Origin of the sequence: Frankia sp. AgB1.9, from assembly GCF_016786355.1 — a bacterium.
Classification (GTDB): Bacteria; Actinomycetota; Actinomycetes; order Frankiales; family Frankiaceae; genus Pseudofrankia.
Map to the genome: position 1 here is coordinate 86,398 of NZ_JADWYX010000011.1, position 18,096 is coordinate 104,493.

Annotated in this window: 11 protein-coding genes; 7 read left to right on the forward strand and 4 right to left on the reverse strand. The window is 65.8% G+C overall.

Annotated elements, in window-relative coordinates:
• The first annotated feature begins 31 nt into the window (after positions 1–31).
• Positions 32–631 carry a hypothetical protein gene (locus tag I6A60_RS06155; RefSeq protein ID WP_203013770.1) on the forward strand — a complete coding sequence of 200 codons (600 nt, stop codon included), beginning with the start codon at positions 32–34 and terminating at the stop codon, positions 629–631.
• 227 nt (positions 632–858) lie between these two features.
• Here the strand turns inward: I6A60_RS06155 and I6A60_RS06160 are convergent, their stop codons facing one another.
• On the reverse strand, positions 859–3,525 hold the full coding sequence (locus I6A60_RS06160; RefSeq protein WP_203013773.1) for a DEAD/DEAH box helicase: 2,667 nt from the start codon (positions 3,523–3,525) through the stop codon (positions 859–861).
• Between the two features lie 142 nt (positions 3,526–3,667).
• Here I6A60_RS06160 and I6A60_RS06165 point away from each other — a divergent pair, with 142 nt between their 5' ends.
• The 4 genes from I6A60_RS06165 (at position 3,668) to I6A60_RS06180 (ending at position 13,808) form a co-directional block, all read left to right on the forward strand.
• A complete protein-coding gene (locus I6A60_RS06165; protein WP_203013789.1) occupies positions 3,668–7,093 on the forward strand; it encodes a helicase-related protein in 3,426 nt (1,141 codons plus the stop codon).
• The gene (locus I6A60_RS06170) at positions 7,093–7,575 is read left to right on the forward strand and encodes a hypothetical protein (protein WP_203013791.1); all 483 of its coding nucleotides are present in this window, start codon (positions 7,093–7,095) and stop codon (positions 7,573–7,575) included. Before I6A60_RS06165 ends, I6A60_RS06170 begins: the two co-directional genes overlap by 1 nt.
• A 91-nt stretch (positions 7,576–7,666) precedes the next feature.
• On the forward strand, positions 7,667–10,420 hold the full coding sequence (locus I6A60_RS06175; RefSeq protein ID WP_203013793.1) for a DUF1156 domain-containing protein: 2,754 nt from the start codon (positions 7,667–7,669) through the stop codon (positions 10,418–10,420).
• Position 10,421: 1 nt separating this feature from the next.
• Complete coding sequence (locus I6A60_RS06180; protein WP_203013794.1) at positions 10,422–13,808, forward strand: Swt1 family HEPN domain-containing protein; 3,387 nt, start codon at positions 10,422–10,424, stop codon at positions 13,806–13,808.
• Between the two features lie 78 nt (positions 13,809–13,886).
• Here the strand turns inward: I6A60_RS06180 and I6A60_RS06185 are convergent, their stop codons facing one another.
• Together I6A60_RS06185 and I6A60_RS06190 are read right to left on the reverse strand one after the other, a co-directional pair.
• Positions 13,887–14,036: a hypothetical protein gene (locus I6A60_RS06185; protein ID WP_203013796.1), complete on the reverse strand. Its 150-nt coding sequence runs from the start codon at positions 14,034–14,036 to the stop codon at positions 13,887–13,889.
• A 188-nt stretch (positions 14,037–14,224) separates the two neighbouring features.
• Entirely contained in the window at positions 14,225–15,184 is a 960-nt protein-coding gene (locus tag I6A60_RS06190) for a phosphotransferase family protein (protein ID WP_203013798.1), read from the reverse strand.
• 260 nt (positions 15,185–15,444) lie between these two features.
• Between I6A60_RS06190 and I6A60_RS06195 the strand changes: the two genes are divergently transcribed.
• Together I6A60_RS06195 and I6A60_RS06200 are read left to right on the forward strand one after the other, a co-directional pair.
• Positions 15,445–15,813: a TraR/DksA family transcriptional regulator gene (locus I6A60_RS06195; RefSeq protein WP_203013801.1), complete on the forward strand. Its 369-nt coding sequence runs from the start codon at positions 15,445–15,447 to the stop codon at positions 15,811–15,813.
• 211 nt (positions 15,814–16,024) lie between these two features.
• On the forward strand, positions 16,025–16,825 hold the full coding sequence (locus tag I6A60_RS06200; protein WP_203013804.1) for a metallophosphoesterase: 801 nt from the start codon (positions 16,025–16,027) through the stop codon (positions 16,823–16,825).
• A 35-nt stretch (positions 16,826–16,860) separates the two neighbouring features.
• Here the strand turns inward: I6A60_RS06200 and I6A60_RS06205 are convergent, their stop codons facing one another.
• On the reverse strand, positions 16,861–18,057 hold the full coding sequence (locus tag I6A60_RS06205) for a diacylglycerol kinase family protein (protein ID WP_307873547.1): 1,197 nt from the start codon (positions 18,055–18,057) through the stop codon (positions 16,861–16,863).
• Between the last annotated feature and the right edge of the window lie 39 nt (positions 18,058–18,096).

The following is an 18,096-nucleotide window of genomic DNA, read 5'->3' on the forward strand; positions in this document are numbered from 1 at the left end:
CGCGCGCCAGAGATCGGGAGTCGTCGTCACCGTGACGGTGGCCGCCACGGTGGCCGTCGGTGGAATCACCACGACAGGCACCGTCACGGCTAGCGGTACCGCCGGCGGTTCGTCGGCCTCTGCAGACGGAGCTGGCCGGGGCCGCTCCCAGGGATCCTCAGAACGCCCCACTCTGGAGATCAGCACTGAAGATCTCCAGTCCGTCGAGACCCGGCTCGCCCGAAAGGGCCTGCACGGCAACGGCCGGCTAGAGCACGACGGCGCCCCGTGCGCCGAGCACGCCTACGGTCAGGTGAAGACGTTCTTCCAGCGGCAACCGTGCACGGATCTCTATCGGGCGCAGCTTGAGTTGAAGGATCAGAAAGGCGACACCGTGCTCATCGCCATCTCGTGGGTAGAAATGCCCGACGAGGCCAGCGCTCAGGCGTACAAGAAGCTTGTCGATGCCCCTGGCACCGGAAACATCACCGAGCTCTCCCGAGAGGGCGGACGCTACCGCACCGTCCGCTACACCGGGTTGCACTACCGTCCGGGCGGCCACGGCACGATCGTCAGCAATGCACAAGCCGAACCCGTCGCCCGCGGCTGGACCGGCATTGCTCTGCAATCCATCGTCAACGCCGCTGAATGAATGTCCGTGGTTTGGGATTACGGGGAACACGGTGTGATGGGCGTTGACGTCAAACTGGCCGCCGAAGTACTGCCTCAGTAGAATTTCGGGAGTTTTCAGAGCAAGAAGGTTAGTGGCCCGCGATGGCGTAGGCTAGGTGTCACAGAATCTGGTTCATTCCGCCATCCGGGAACGATCTTGTCAACGGACGCCACGAAGCGGGCCAAACTTGGCGGCCGAGGCACCACCTAGTCTGCCGCTGCTTCAGCCGGCTCGGCGGCCGGTGGCGCGAATAGGCGCAGGCGCTCGGCTGCAATGACCTCGCGAGTCAGTTCTGCTTCCGACACGTCGAACGCTTCGGGAGCGCTGTCGGCTGTCGCGCTGGCGCGCGCGAAGTTGTCGAAGATGGCTCGCTTGCGTGCCAAGATCTCGGTAATTCTCTGGTCGACGCCCTCCTCGGACAGCAGCCGGTGCACCTGGACGGATTCGAGCTGTCCCATGCGGTGGGCCCGAGCGATGGCCTGAGATTCGGTAGTGGGCTTGAGCTGCGGCTCGCAGATTACGACGACCGAGGCTGCTTGGATGTTGAGCCCTTGGCCGCCGGCGATGATCTGTGCGACGAGAACGGCGCCCCGGCTGGCTGCCGAGAACTCGTCGACCATGCGCTGACGCTCGTCGGGGGCGACCGAGCCGATGAGCGGACCTATGACCGTCCCCGGCAGTTCGTCGACGACCTGCCTCAGGACATCCTTGAAGTAGGAGAAGACGATGACCCGCCGTCCGTTGTCCCGGGCCTCTGCGACGATCTCTTTGAGTCGCTGGATCTTGGTGGACCGTTCGCCGTGCCTCAGGGCAGCCTGCCTCATGGCCATGAAGTTGCCCTCGGCAACAGCGGCTCGGTAGGCGGCCAAATCGGCGTCGGACAGGGGAAGCCACTCGTCAACCTCGACCAGCTCGGGCAGTTCGGTGAGCACGTCCTCCTGGTTGCGGCGTAGATAGGCTGGCGCGACCTGTCGGCGGAACCGCCTGGGAGAGAGCCCGCTGGTGTCGATGACGAGCTCGGGCTGGAGGTTGCGCACGAGGTTGGCGAACTCTTCGAGGCGGTTCTCCAACGGAGTGCCGGTCAGGAAAACGGCCCGATCAGACCGCTGCAGGACGGCAGCGACGTTCTGAGACCTCTTGGCGGCCGGGTTCTTGATGTAGTGCGCCTCGTCGACGACGACGCAGCCCAGGTCCTTGACCTGTGTGAGTGTGGGCATGAACCAGGCCAGCGTGTCGAAGGTGGTGACAGCAACCCCGCCGCCGCGTATCCAGCTACGTGCCGCGAACTCGCGGTCGAAGGCGCCGTGGACGCGGTGGGACCTCAACTTCGACTTCGACGAGATCTCGCGAACCCAGTTCGTGACTACTGCCGCCGGACAGATCACGAGAGCGTGCTGGTGACCTTGTGCACGTAGGTGCGCGAGGACGGCCAGGGCCTCGATGGTCTTCCCCAGCCCCATCTCGTCGCCGATGATCACTTTGCGCTGGACGAGAGCGAACCGGGCACCGAAGCTCTGGTAGCCGCGTAGAGATCCGACGGTGAGGTACTCGGTGTTGAGAGACAGCGCACGGATGGCCTCGACGATCTGGTCAGGGAGATCGCCATGGCTCTTGGTCTCATCCTCGGACGTGAGGCCGAGCTCGGCGAGCATGCCGAAGTAGTCCGCGGGCCGGGAGAGGAAGTCCTCCCAAGGGTCGGCGGCCTGTGGCCGCTTCAGGTGTTTACCAGCGAGCTGGGCCGCTCGGGAGCGGACGGCATCAACCCCGGCGAGGAACTCTGACGTGCCCAGAGACGAGGACGAGAACAGGACCAGGTGGCTGTGGCGGCTGTCAAGGGAGCGCCCGAGCCGGTCCAGCTCCTTGGCCCGCGCCACGTCGGAGCTTGCATTGCGAAGCTTCCTCGTGGCGTCCCAAGCGCCGAGCCGACGCAGTAACTCAGCGGCCTCTGGGCTGCGCCTCTTGATGTCGATGCGGGTCGGCATCTCGTCGTAAGTCCACTGCCAGAGCGTCTGCGCCGCTCCGAGGATCCGCGTGGCCGAGACTGGCCCCAGGCCTGGCAAAGCTTCGAGGCGTCTGCCGCGATCAAGCACGGTGGCCACGGTGTCGATATGCGCGTCAGTGAGCGTCTTGAGCGGCAGCCGGTCTCGGGTTGTCTCCTTGAGCCGGTCGACTGGCATTCCCGCGAGCAGTCGCCTGGTTTCGGCTTGCCTCACTCGATTCCCGGCCTCGATCGCGGCCTCCCGGAAGGCAGCCTCGTCCCGCAGAGCGCGGTCGATCTCTGTGACCGCCTGGCCTAACCCGGCGACGGCCTGGCTGTCGATGAGTTCGGGAACTCCCGGGTTGCCGAGGGACCGGCTGAGTCCGACATCATCCGAGGGCGCCTCGACCCGGCTGATCGTGCGGTAGCCGTAGCCCTCCTGTGACAGCCTGTCCAGAAGCCCAGGTAGGCCGCGCGAAAGCCCTCGAGCGCGGTAGCCCGTGAGGAAGGTGGCCGCGTCCTGGCCCGAGTCGCGCTTGGCTCGGCTGCTGATGAACCGACGCGCGCTCAGCAGCAGGCGCGCTTGATTTACGGAGTTCTGGGCGGCCGCGCTCCGCCTGACGGCGGCCGCGTCGTCATCGTTGAGCAAGGGCAGTTGCGTTCTGCGGGCGAGCGCCTGCAGTGCCTGGTCGTCGCCGCTGCCCAGCGGAAGCACCCGCCAGGCCGTCGCACCGTCGCGTGGGACGTCTACGAGGGCGCGGCGGAGCCGGTTCTGGGCCTCCGTCGCCAGGCGCTCGATCGTGGCCCGATCGTCGACGATCGACTTCGCCTGGCCAGCCCAGCCGCCGACCTCCGCGATGGTGGCCTCGAGTTGCTGTCTTTCTTCCTTGTTCATCCGCCTCTGCTCCCCCCGTGCCGTCGCTGCGAAGATTAGCGATGGCCGCCGACACGCCGATCACGGAGCCTGCGCCGTTAGGCGCCGACTTTTGTCGTACCTGTCGCATACCGTGGGCGCGCCGGTAGAGGGGGAGATCTACGTGCGACTTGAGGAACTGAAGCCAGGGCTGCGCATCGCTGGGCTGATCCCGGGCGAGATCATCACGGTGCTCGCTGCGCAGACGCACGGGATCGACGCGCTGGAGCTGACGTACAAGAAGACCGACGGCAGCCTCGGCCAGCAGGTCGTCTTCCGCAAGGACGAGGGCAACCTGTCCGTCGCCAGCACGGGCAGCCGCGCGTTCGACGCGAACGCGTCGGACTTCAAGCTGGTCGCGGAGGCTCAACGCATCACCCTGGCGGGCTTGTTCGATCCGATGCTGGCGGTGGCGACCAGCGACGTGCAGCCGCTGCCGCACCAGATCCGCGCAGTCTACGGAGAGCTGCTGCCCCGTACCCCGCTGCGGTTCCTGCTCGCGGACGACCCCGGCGCCGGCAAGACGATCATGGCGGGCCTGTACATCAAGGAGCTGATCCTTCGCGACGACGTCAGGCAGTGTCTGATCGTCGCCCCGGGTGGCCTGGTCGAGCAGTGGCAGGACGAGCTGTTCTTCAAGTTCGGGCTGCGGTTCGACCTATTGACCAACCAGCTGATCGACGCCGATGTCAACATCAACGTGTTCGAGAAGCATCCGTTGCTGATCGCGCGGATGGACCAGCTCTCCCGCAACGAGGGCCTGCAGGCCCAGCTTCGCGAGACCGAGTGGGACCTCGTCGTGGTCGACGAGGCCCACCGCATGGGAGCGCACTACTTCGGCGCCAAGCTGACCAAGACCAAGCGGTTCCAGCTCGGTGAACTGCTCGGAGAGATCACCCGGCACCTCCTGCTGATGACGGCCACACCGCACTCGGGTAAGGAGGAAGACTTCCAGCTCTTCCTCACGCTGCTTGACCGCGATCGCTTCGAGGGCAAGCGGACGAAGACCGCCGACACGTCCGGGATCATGCGCCGCATGGTCAAGGAGGACCTCCTGACGTTCGAGGGCAAGAAGCTGTTCCCCGAACGGATCGCCGAGACTGTTCCCTACGAGCTGACAGCCCTGGAGTACGACCTGTACGAGCAGGTCACCTCCTACGTGCGCGAGGGCATGAACCGCGCCGACAAGATCGGTGGCAAGCGGCGCAACACCGTTGGGTTCGCCCTCACGGTGCTGCAGCGGCGCTTGGCCTCCAGCCCAGAAGCGATCTACAGGTCCCTGGCCCGCCGCACCGAGCGGCTCGAGCGCAAGAAGCAGGACCTCCTCTCAGGCAAGCTCACCGAACAGACGACCGACGTCGATCTCGCTGTCCTCGACGACGACGAGTACAGCGCCGAAGAGATCGAGGTTCTCGAGGAAGAGCTGCTCGACGAGGCCACGGCCGCGCAGACCGTCGCGGAGCTGAACGCCGAGCTGGTTGAGCTCGGGGAACTGGTCAAGGTGGCGAAGCGAGTCCGCGACCTCGGCACCGACCGCAAATGGACCGAGCTGAGCCAGATCCTGCAGGACGAGGTGCTGACGAGCGACGCGAACGGGTGGCCGCGGAAGCTCATCATCTTCACGGAGCATCGGGACACTCTCAACTACCTCACGACGCGCATCAGGTCGCTGATCGGCAGACCGGACGCGGTCAGGGCGATCCATGGTGGTGTCCGTCGCGCTGAGCGACGGCAGATCACCGAGGAGTTCACCAAGAACCGCGACTGCCAGATCCTCATCGCGACCGACGCCGCGGGCGAGGGCCTCAACCTCCAGGCAGCTCACCTGATGGTCAATTACGACCTGCCCTGGAACCCGAACCGCATCGAGCAGCGTTTCGGCCGCATCCACCGCATCGGCCAACAGGAGATCTGCCGGCTGTGGAACCTGGTGGCGGCCAACACCCGCGAGGGTGAGGTCTTCTCCCGGCTGCTCCAGAAGATCGACGAGATGCGCAGGGCCTACGGCGGCAAGGTCTTCGACGTTTTGGGCGAAGCGTTCGCCGAGACCCCGCTGCGGACCCTGCTTCTGGAGGCCATCCAGTACGGTGAACAGCCCGGCGTGAAGGCCAGGATGCACGAGGTCATCGACCGCAACGTCGGCGAGGGCCTGCTCGAGCTCCTGGAAGAACGGGCCCTCGCCACCGAGCACCTCGCGAAGGCCGACCTGGACGCCCTTCGCGCGGCCATGGACGAGGCGCGCGCCCGCCGTCTGCAACCGCACTACATCGAGCTCGCCTTCAGGGCAGCTTTCACCCGGCTTGGCGGTCGCATTGCCCGCAGGGAGAAAGGCCGCTACGAGATCGCCAACGTCCCTGCCCACCTCCGGGCCAGCAAGCACGGCCCCATCGCGACCAAGTACGACCGGGTCACGTTTGACCTCGCGCGTGCCGAGCCGGACGATCTCACCAACACTGGCCGCAGCCGCACCGACCTGCTCGCCCCGGGCCACCCCCTGCACGACGCCGTTATGGACGAAGCCATCCGACAGTTCGGCGGCACGCTGAACAGCGGAACGGTCCTGGCCTCGGCGACTCTCGAAGAGCCGCACCTGCTCGTCGGGCTGATCGAGGAGGTCGCCGACGCCACCGGCGCGACTGTGTCCCGCCGCTTCAGCTACGCCTACGTAGACAGTTTCGGCACGGTCACCCCGGCCGGGCCCGCGCCGTATCTGGACTGTGTAGCCGCCCCCGAGGGGCCCGTCACCGAGGCTGCCCGGCGGCTGCCCTGGCTAGGAGAGGCTGAAGACAAGGCGACCAGCTGGATCATCGCTAACCAGCTCCCTAAGTACCTAGCCGAGGTTCAGCCGCGCCGCGCCGCGGAACTCTCCAAGATCCGTGACCTGGTCACCAAGCGGCTGATGAACGAGCGCGACCGCCTCCTTCTCGACGCCACCATTGCCGGCGAGAAGGAGCGGGGAGGCGACAAGTCCAAGGAGTCAGCGGAGAGCCTCAATCGCAAGGCCGTCGAGCTCGACCACCGGCTGCGTCTGCGTCTGGGCCAGCTCGATCAGCAGGCCCTGATGTCGATCAAACCGCCACGCATCCTCACCGCTGCCCTAGTGCTACCCGTGGAGGCGCTCGAGGCTGAGCTGCCGGCGAACGCGCCGATCCACGCCAAGGAAACCAAGGAAGTCGAGCGCCGCGGCGTCGACCTGGTTCTGGCTCGCGAACGCGAACTCGGCCGCAGGCCAGTCGAGCAGCCGCCCAACAACAATGGCTTCGACATCCTCTCGACGGCCCCCGACGGCCACACCTACCGCATCGAGGTCAAGGCCCGCCTTGCTGGCGCCAAGGACTTCTTCGTCACCCACAACGAGGTCCTGACCGGCAAGAACGCCGTGCCGCGCTATCGCCTAGCCCTCGTCAAGGTCGACCCTCGCGGTCCTCAGCACGACGAAGTCCAGTACCTCGACGACCCGTTCGCCGGCGTCGAACTGGGCGACTTCGAGGCCACCGGCCACCGGGGCGACTGGGCCAAGACCTGGGCCAAGGGGTCACGGCCATTCTGATGTCGGATAACGACCTTCCGTGCCTCCTCGCCGTGCTGACCAATCCGCCGCTCACTCCAGGGACACGTACCGTTCGCCGGGTCGAGTTGGCGGCAGACCTTCTGGGCTTCACCGAGGTTCGAGTTGCGAACCTGTTCTCGCTGCCCTCGGCGGCGGCCGGCGAGATCGACGTTCTCGGTGCCACCGTGGAAGGTTGGCTGATGGCTCGTGATCTTCTGAACACCGCCATCAATGGAGCGGACGGCGTCCTGCTCGCCTACGGCGCCACGGCGCCTTCAGGCGCGGCACGGTTGCACCATGGTGATCAGGTCGCTTGGCTGAAACAGACGATCGCTGCCACTGCGCTGCCGGTGTGGCGGGTGGGCGACGGCCCACGCCACCCCTCCCGCTGGCAGCGTTGGACTTATCGAACTCACCCGGGAGTCCCGTTCCGGGACGCGCTACAACGCAGCCTGGTGCAGCTCCACCCGGTCGCACCGTGACGGGCACATCAAGTTTGGACAGGATTGAGGCGGAGCAAGTACGCCGCGCGAGCGGGGCCAGAAGGTTCGGCCATAGAGGGGTGGGACGGTAATGCAGAAGCGAAAGCTCATCGAGGTGGCGCTACCGCTGGAGGCGATCAACCGGGAGTCAGCCCGCGAAAAGTCCATTCGTCATGGGCACCCGTCGACTCTGCACCTTTGGTGGGCGCGGCGCCCCCTCGCCGCCGCGCGGGCTGTGCTGTTCGCCCAGCTTGTCGACGACCCCAGTGCGCGACCTGACGAATTCCCGACGGAAGAACTGCAACGCAAGGAGCGCGAGCGCCTTCACAATATTATTGAACAACTTGTCGATTGGGACAACACGAGAGACAGAAAACTCTTTGACGCAGCACATTTGGAGATCCTGAAGTCGACGAATGGCGCTCCACCACCGATTCTCGACCCTTTTGCAGGTGGTGGAACGATCCCTCTAGAAGCGCAGCGTCTCGGTTTGGAGTCGCACGCCTCGGATCTGAACCCTGTGCCCGTGGTGATCAACAAGGCTTTGATCGAGATTCCCGCCAAGTTTCGAAACATGCCACCGGTCTATCCAGGATTCAGGGAAACACAGATTCGGCAATGGACAGGCGCCGAAGGCTTGGCAGCAGATGTGCGCGCATACGGCGCTTGGATCTGCCACGAAGCCGAGAAGAGGATTGGCCACCTCTACCCAAAGGCGGTCTTGCCCGCCGGTGGCACAGCTCCGATAATAGCGTGGATATGGGCACGAACTGTCAACTGCTCCAACCCTGCCTGCTCAATTGAGGTACCTTTGGTCCGTTCATGGTGGCTGGGTAAGAGAAGAGGCAGGGAGGCGTTCGTTGAGCCTTCGGTTGTCTCTGACGAGACGCATCCATCTGGCCTTCGATTTAGTTTTGAGATCCGACACGGCGCTTCAGGGCCAAAGTCTGAAGGCACAATGTCGGGCAAGCAAGGGGCAACCTGCCCGGCCTGTAGGTCCGTCGCACGAACGGCGTATATCAAGGCTGAGGGAATGTCCGGGCGAATGGGCGCAGTGCTTCTTGCAATTGTTGCCGATGTCGGCAAGCAACGAACGTACCTCGCGCCCACGCCCGAGCAGACTCGAGCGGCAGATATACCGCTACCGGATGATTTCCCCGACGGGCCTCTCTCGACGAACTCGCAGTATATGGGAGCTCCGCTATATGGGATGACAACTACGGCGAGTCTCTTCACGAATCGCCAGCTGACGGCACTCGTCACCTTCAGCTCGTTGGTGGAAGAGGTCCGTGGGTTGGTTTTGGAGCGTGGGGGTGAAGATTACGCTAACGCGGTGGCGACCTATCTCGCCCTCTGCGCCAGCAAGATGACTATTTTTCATTGCACTCTGGCCCGCTGGCGCCCCGACGCGGATAAGACTGCACCCGCATTTGGTCGGCAAGCCATCGCGATGGTCTGGGACTATGCCGAATGTATGCCTTTCGCCGGAGCAGGTGGTGACTGGACGGGTGTTGTAGATGGGGCCGCGAAGGCTCTTGAGGGCCTAAATCCGGCCTCAGACGGTTTCGTCGCCCAAGCCTCGGCCGTTGACGTGGATCTCAGCGGATCGCCGTTGCTGTCAACAGATCCACCGTATTATGACAACGTCCCGTATGCGGACCTCTCGGATTTCTTCTATGTATGGCTGCGGCAAACGCTCGGGAATTTTTACCCAGAGCTTTTTTCGACGGTTCTAGTACCGAAGTCCGAGGAGTTGGTAGCAAACCCAGCAAGACAGGGAGGCAGGGAGCAGGCGAAGCGATTCTTCGAAAACGGATTTCGAGCCGTCTTCTCTCGAGCCCGCGAGGCTGCGCGACACGACTTTCCCATCTGCGTTTATTATGCATTCCGCCAATCCGATAGCGATGACGATGGGCAAGTATCGTCCGGCTGGGAGACTCTCCTAGAAGGGATGATCAGGTCTGGGTGGTCAATCACTGCGACGTGGCCGATGCGGACCGAGGGGGCCACGCGCATGCGGGCGTCGGCCTCTAACGCACTGGCGTCCTCGATCGTACTTTCGCTGCGGCCAAGACCCGAGGATGCGCCCGTCACGGATCGCCGCGGTTTCATCGCCGCCCTTGAGACCGAGCTGCCGGATGCGCTGAGGAAGTTGCAGCAAGGGCAGATCGCGCCGGTCGATCTTCCGCAAGCTGCGATTGGCCCAGGAATGGCTGTGTTCAGTCGTTACAGCGCTGTGCTTGAGTCGAGCGGCTCCAAGATGACGGTGAGATCGGCGCTCGCTCGCATCAATGAGATTCTTGATCAAGTTCTCAATGAGCAGGAGGGAGACTTTGATTCGAAATCCCGCTTCGCCATCGCCTGGTACCGGCAGCATGGGTATGGTGTCGGCAAATTCGGCGATGCCGACAGCCTTGCGCGCGCGCGCAACTCAAGTGTGGAAGTAATGGCTCACGACGAGATTCTCACTTCCCGGGCGAGTAACGTTCAGCTGCTGAAACCCGAGAATATGACTGGCGACTATGACCCGGCAACAGACCCCCGTACCAGCAACTGGCAGGTACTGCACTACTTGATCAAGACCATCCATGTCTACGGAATCTCCTCATCGGGAGCCTTCCTCCACGCCGCTCTAAGCCGCACGGATGCCGCGATCGACGCGGACCTTATCAAGGAGCTTGCGCATCTCCTGTTCAGGATCGCGGAAAGCAACGGGTGGACAAAGGATGCACTGAGCTTCAACGGTCTGGTCGCCAGCTGGCCCGAGATTGTCGATACTGCTCGCGCCGAGAAGATGCCCACGGCGGCCCGGCAAGGCGGGTTCGAGTTCGACGAGGAAGACTGAGATGGCACTGAGTAACCGCGAACGCATCGACCGGATGTTCCAGGTGATGGCGCCGGCGCTGGACGACTTCATCTCTTCGGTGATCGGGCAGGCGAACCCCGCGCTTGGCGCCGAATGGATCAAGCTGCTCCAGGCCAAGGATGTGAAGAATGGCGCGCCGGTAGACAAGGCCTACGACCCGCGGGACCCGCAGGCACAGCTGCGAATGCTCACGGAGAGCAATCTTACCGGCGGGTTCCAGCCTGGCTGGTATCCGTTCAATAACGCGCTGGGTAAGGTGGGTGAGTCGTTCGCGATCGAGCTGCGCGAGGTGCGCAACAAATGGGCGCACAACGGCACTTTCACGGACGACGACGCGTACCGTGCGCTCGACACGGGCGAGCGCCTTATCGCCCTGATCGGCGCGGCCGCGGAGGCTGAGCAGGTTCGGGCGATCCGGCTGAACCTACGCAGAGTGACGGCCGAGAAGGACGACAAGAAGGTTCTAAAGGCTGCGGTTGATAACCCTGAGGCGACCGGCCTGAAGCCGTGGCGCGAGGTCCTGCGGCCGCATGACGACGTCGCGACGGGCAACTTCGCGGCCTCCGAGTTCGCCGCCGACCTGTACAAGGTCGCGTTCGGCGGTGAGCAGGACTCCGGCTACTCCGACCCGGTGGCGTTCTTCCAGCGCACCTACCTGACCGAGGGGTTGAATCAGCTCATCGGGCGGGCGGTCCGGCGACTGGCCGGTGACGACAACGCACCGCCGGTGATCAACCTTCAGACAAACTTCGGTGGCGGCAAGACCCATTCGATGCTGTCTCTCTGGCACGTGGCGGCGGGGAGGCCCGTCGGCGATTTCCCGCAGGAGACCCAGGACCTGCTGACGGCAAACGGATACACCGGCAAGAAGGTCAACAGAGTTGCGATCGTCGGCAACCACTTCAGCCCGTCGGGGGTCACCAAGCCCGACGGCACGCACGTCAACACCATCTGGGGCGAGCTAGCCTGGCAGCTCGGCGGCGCGAAGGCCTACGCGCTGGTCGCCAAGGCGGATCAGGACCGGACGCATCCCGGTGATGTCCTGCACACGCTGCTCAAGGATCACGCGCCGGCGGTGATCCTCATCGACGAGTGGGTTGCCTATGCCCGTTCGTTGGTCGGACGTGACGAGCTGGCCGGTGGCACGTTCGAGGACCAGTTCACCTTTGCCCAGACCCTGACCGAGGCCACCAAGGGCACCTCCGGGGTTCTCCTGGCGATCTCGATCCCGGCGTCTAGCGCCGACGACGACCCAGGCAAGATCGCTGTTGGCAATGCTGAGGAGGTTGGTGGTGCCAATGGCTTGGAGGCCCTCAAGGCTCTCCAGAACGTGGTGCGACGGGTCGCCGACCAGTGGCGACCGGCCTCGCCGGTCGAGGCCTACCACATCGTCAAGCAGCGGCTGTTCACGCAGCCCGACGCGGCGGCGCTGGCTGCGATTGGGGCGACCGCGCGGGCCTACGTGGAGCTGTACCGGAAGTACTCCGATGACTTCCCGCGCGAGGCGCGGGACACGGCGTACGAGGAGAGAATCAAGCGCACCTACCCCGTCCATCCGGAACTGTTCGACCGGCTCTACGAGGAATGGTCGTCGCTCGAACGGTTCCAGCGAACCCGCGGTGTGCTGCGGCTGATGAGCACTGTGATCCACGCGCTGTGGGACGGCGAGGACGCCTCACCTCTGATCATGCCCGGGTCAATCCCGCTCGCGACGGCATCAGTGAACGCGGAGCTGACGCAGTACCTGCAGGATTCGTGGAAGGCGATCATCGATGCCGATGTCGATGGCCCTGGCTCCGAGCCGGCGCGGATCGACAAGGACAAGCCGCTCTTCGGGCAGCGGTCGCTGACCAGGCGGCTCGCGCGCACTGTCTTCTTCGGTGCCGTTCCGACGATCGGTTCCGCGCACAAGGGCCTCGAGACCCAGCGGGTTTTCCTCGGAACTGCCGTGCCCGGTGACGTGCCGGGAAACTTCCACGCGGCGTTGACGCAGCTGGCCGACCGCGCGACCTACTTCTATGCCGGCTCGGGTAAGTACTGGTACGATCTGCAGGCCAACATCACGCGTACGGCCAAGGACCAGGCTGAGCGCCTCCACAAGGAAGACGTGTGGGCCGAGATCGTCCGCCGTCTCCAGGGCCAGGCGAGGACCCGGGGCGACTTCGCCGGCGTGCACGTGTGCCCTGAGTCGGACGCCGATATCCCCGACATCGACGAGGTGCGGCTCGTCGTCCTGCCTCCGAAGGTCGCCCACAAGCGCAACACCGACTCCCCGGCCAAGAGTTTCGCGCGGCGGGCCACCGAGCACCGCGGGACGGCGAACCGCGCTCATCGCAACATGCTCGTCTTTCTGGCGGCCGACGATGCTCGCCTAGAGGAACTGGAAGCCGCCACGCGTGACTTCCTGGGCTGGAAGCACGTGCTGGACAACGATGCAGACCTCGACCTGACCCAGAACCAGCGGAACCAGGCGGCCCAGCGCCGGACCCAGGCCGACCAGACTGCGGAGTCACGGCTGCTTCAGACCTTCGTCTGGGCGCTCGTGCCCGCGCAGCCCGACCCGGGCGCTCCCTTCCTGATCCGGGAGACCAAGGCGGAAGGCCAGTCCACTTCGCTCGCCGACCGCGTCTCCCGTCGTCTGGGCAGCGACGGAGACCTGTCCACGAGACAGGCTGCGGCGACGATCCGGCTCGCGATCAGCAAGGTGCCGCAGATCTGGAAGGCTGGGCACGTCTCGCTCGGCACGCTGTGGGGCCTGTACAGCCAGTACCCGTACCTGCCACGCCTGCGGGACCGAGGCGTGCTGGCGGCCGGGATCGTCGAACTGCCGTTGCACTGGCAAATCGAAGCGTTCGCCTTGGCGACCGGCTTCGACGAATCCGCCGGGCGGTACATCGGCCTGTGGACCCCTGACGACAAGAGCCCTGCGCCCGCGACGACCGACTCATTGCTGCTGGTGCAGCCTGAGGTCGCCCTCAGGCAGCGAGAGGCCGAGGCCTCGGCAACGACGACCGACGGTGGCGGCAGTGACGATACTTCCATCGGCACTGATGGCGATGGCACCAAGTTGACCGGCGGTGGCAAGCGGGACGGTGATGGCAAGCCGCCGATCGTCGCCCCAAAGAACCTGAAGACCCGCTTCTTCGGCACCAAGATCCTCAACGTCAACAATTATGCAAGCGAGTTTAAGAACATCGTCGAGGAGATCGTCGCTCACCTGCGGGAGCCGGGGACTGAACTGACCATCCGCCTCGACATTGAGGCGACGAAGCCCGACGGCTTTGGCGACAGCACGGTCCGAACCGTGTCCGAAAATGCCCGCACGCTAAAGTTCGACCCATTGCAGTCAGGATTCGAGGAAATCTAAGTCGATCGGAGTACAGCGCACGAAAGACGCCGCGACCAGGATGCAGGCCGAGCTTGAACGCACCCGCGCCGACGCCGGTCAGATTCGCCACCATGCCGCGGGCGCCGCCGTGCAGGCGGCGGAGTCGACGCGGCGGCGGTAGGGGTCGACGACCGCGCGACGGACGCCGTCCGTCGCGCGCAGATCGCCGATGTCCGACGTGTTGTCGCAGACGCCGGTCGTGACCAAGGCAGCGTGAGGCCGAGGCCGCGATTCACCGCACCGAGATCGCGGAGACCGAGGTTGCGCACTTTCGGACCGACCTCTACCGGGCCATGGAGCCGGTCGGGGCCGCACTCCGGGCGCAGCGTGTGGAGCATGACGCGCTGGTCGTTCGTTTCCGGGCAGAGCGACCAAACCTGACCGCCTGATCCCGCTCACCTGTTTCGGACGCATCCCTCGATGGTGGTGCGGTCGGGAGCGCGGCCGGTTTTCCAGACGGCGTGGGCCGCCCGGACTTTGGCAGTGAGTTTGTCGATGAGCGCGGCGTCAGCGTCCGGAGGTTCGGCGTCGGCGGCGGTCAGCTTCGCGTAGCGGACGGAGTCGACGATGGCTGACTTCACTTGTTCGTGCGCCAGGTAGATCGCGAGGTCAGCCCGCCATTCGACCGTGGCGTCAGCGGGCATGGCTGCGAGCCAGGCGGCGCGGGCGGCTTCTTCTTCGTCGGGTTGGTAGGCCATCTTGTGGAGGTGGCCGGCCAGGTCATAGACGGGGTCGCCCCAGAGCGCGAGTTCCCAGTCGAGGAAGTAGGTCGTCCGCCCGTCGACGATCATGTTCTTGCGGTGGAGATCCGTGTGGAGCAGCCGGAACGGTCTGGGGGAGAGCACTGACCATCGTTCGAGGACCGGCTCGATCGGATCGGCTGGAAAACCGAGCGCGTCGAACAGGTCACCGAACTCGCTGGCGAACCGGGCGTGCACACCGGTCGTGATTTCGGAGAGCTGATGCGCGAAGGCGTCGGTGGCACCGTCGGCGGGCCAGCCGGATGGCAGCGGCGGCAGTTGCTCCAGTGGCACCTGGCCGAGTTGTGCGAACAACTGGCCGAGGTCCCTGATCACGTGCTCGGGGGCCTGGAAGCCGTCCGGCGCGAAGTCGTCGAGCAGGTTGCCATCGATCCAGTCGACCAGTTGGTAGGCCGGCTCGTCGCTGACGTTGCGCAGCCGCGGCACGTGCCTGACGTAGGCCTGGATGGCCCGCAGGATTCCGTGCTCGGGCCAGATCACCAGGTCCATCCGGTCGGCGGCGACGATCGGAACCCTCACCACGACGGGACCGTCTGGCGTCTGGACCCGCATGTTCTGGTGGTAGAAGCCGGCCATCGGTTGCGCGCAGGCCATCGCAGTCCGGTACAGCTGGTGCTCGGCCGGGGCTTCCGGGAGTCGGGAATCCAGCGGCCGAGGTTCTGCGCCCACCGTTCCCCCTGCGTTCGAAGCGGATGTGCCTCCCCAGACTGTCTCAGTCAACAGTGTCTAGGGCGTCACCATGGATGTCCAGCCTCTCTGGCAGTCGGGAATACCGCCGTCGGCCAACATCCCCGAGGGCCGAGACTGCGGCCGTGGGGATGACACGTGCCGGAGATGTACCCGATCATGAGCGCGTGCCCGAGCAGATTCCCGATCACCTCGACTTCGTCGGCCGCGGCTGGCATCCCCTCCTGACCCGCCTGCACGAGCAGCTACTCGCCGTGAGCCCCACCTACAGCGTCCAGCAGGTCAAGGAGAAGTACGGCACCCTGCGCATCCAGCTCTACACCGGCATGCTGCGCCACCTGAACCTGGGAAACGCCGACTGGCCCGACCCCGATCAGTCGGCCCGCTACAAAGTCGAGGACGACGCGGTTCGCGCCTTCGTCCACGCCGCCGAGCAGGAGTCAGCCAGAACCTGTGAGGCCTGCGGCAATCCAGGCGAGCCCCGCGACCGTGCCTGGATCAAGACCCTCTGCGACAACTGCGCCGGCCACAGCTGAAGCTGCCGGCCGCTCGAAGCGGCGAAGGACCCGCCCCGGACCGTGGCTGCCCGCCGACAGCGCCCGCTTCGCGCGTAAATCTCCCATACGGAGGCACCAAGGGAATGCGGCGCGGCAGTGCCAGCCGTCGCCGATCCTGGTCTGGGCACGCTGCGGACGTATCCGGTGTCGCCGGCGCAACGTAGAGCTAGAGGCGGGGGAGGGGCTGCTGGTGACCGTACGGATCGCGCAGATCTCCGATCTGCATTTCGGCCGCACCGCCGACGCGGTCGCGGAGAACCTCCTGGCCGATCTGCGCGACCTCGACGCCACACTGGTCGCGGTGTGCGGCGACCTGACCCAACGGGCGCGGGACACGGAGTTCCAGGCGGCTCGCACCTTTCTCGACAGACTTCCGGCTCCGGCGCTGGTCGTGCCCGGTAACCATGACCTGCCCGTCTGGCCGATCTGGACGCGGATCGCCCGGCCGTGGCACCCGTGGCGACGACAGTTCGGTGCCGACCCGGCCGACGTGACCTCCCACAGCGGCGATGGGCTGACCGTGGTCGGGCTCAACACCGCCCGCCGGTCGAGCCTGCACGTCGACTGGTCGCGGGGCCGGGTCAACGATCGACAGGTCGCGGCGGCGCTCCAGGTGTTCGAGGAGGCGCCGCGGGGCGATCTGCGGGTGCTCGTCGCGCATCACCCGTTCCTGCTCGAACCGCGGGCTGGCGGCCGCGGCCTGGTCGGCAGGTCCGACCGCGCGCTTCGGCAGCTGCGTCGACGGGCGGATCTGCTGCTCGGTGGCCATCTTCACCTCGCTTACAGCGGGGTGGCCGACGGCCTGGTCGTGGCGCAGTCCGGCACGACGCTGTCGAACCGGCTGCGGGGCGAGCCGAACAGCTACAACCTGATCGAGGCCGGCGGTGACCAGCTCACCGTCGAGACCCGGCAGTGGAACGGAGACCGTTTCGACACCTACGAACGTTCGACTTACGCCCGGCACGACCTCGACTGGAGCCCGACCCCGTAAGCGCGGGTCCACTACCGCCGCTGTGACCTCGCGGCCTACGCGCCCTGCTTTCCGGCGGCGACGCGGATCAGCCCGCGGACCGTGCCCCGTACTCCCGGCCGCAGCACCCGCACTCCGGGCGCGTGCAGCGGTACTCGCACCCGCAGAGCGCCGGGAAGGGACCGGAACAGCAGCGGCGGCGTGAGGCTGAGTGCCTCGCCGTCCACCCCGACGCTGACCGGCTGGGTGGAATCGACCCGAAACGTCGGACTCTCCCAGCGCTGAAAGCCTCGGAACCGATCGATGGCACCTACCGGCTCAAGTGCGAGGAGGGCAGCGAGGTCACGGGCACCGCCGACGCTCAGGGCCACGAGACCGAGCCGACCGCTGTCGAGCCGGGAGCGGATGCCGAGGCCACCGAGGCTGTGCAGGTGGTAGGAGTTGTTCGAGACCAACAGAACGTCCGCATTTGACTGGACGCGACCGTCCGGGCCGAGGAAGCGCAGGTCCGACGGGGCGCGATCAGGGCCGAGGAGCTCGGGAAGCTTGGCCGCCGCCGTACCCACCTTGGCGTCCCGGTAGCTGTCGGCCTGGATGATCTCCGCGTACGCCCCAAGCGAGACGTTGTTGACGAAGACCCGCTCACCGACCTGGCCGAGGTCGACGCGCCGTTCGACCGCCGCCTCGAACGCGTCCAGCGCTCTGGCTACGTCGGCCCGGTCAAGGCCCAGATCGAGGGCGAAGTGGTTGCGCGTCCCGGCCGGAACGCAGACGAAGGCCAGGCCGCGCCGGCGGACCACGTCGGCGACGAGACCCAGCGACCCGTCCCCACCGGCCATGCCGAGGACATCGGCCCCGTCGTCGGCTGCTTCCTCGGCCAGCGCGCGCAGGTCGGCGTCAGGCGTGAGGACGACGACCCTGACGCCACGCGCAGCCGCCTCGTTGACGAGGTCATGCTCGTCTGCCGCGCCCCCGCCGGACCGGGGATTCATCAGCAGAACGCCGTGGCTGGCCGGTCGGACGATGGCCCCCTTCGGCCGATGACGTCCGAAGGCAGCCCGCGCGCCGCCCTGCGACGCGGCCAGCAGCCCCACCGTGACAAGCGTGCTCAGGACGCCGACCGCGCCGGCGAAAGCGAGCAGTCCACCAAAGGCCGCGATGGCGACGGCAGCCGCTATGGCCCGCCCGAGCCCCCGTCCGACGAACGCCGTCCAGCCCGCCGCCGTCGCCACCGACAGGGCGACGATCGCCACTGGCAGGGCGATCGGCCGGTCGGCCAACCGGACCAATAC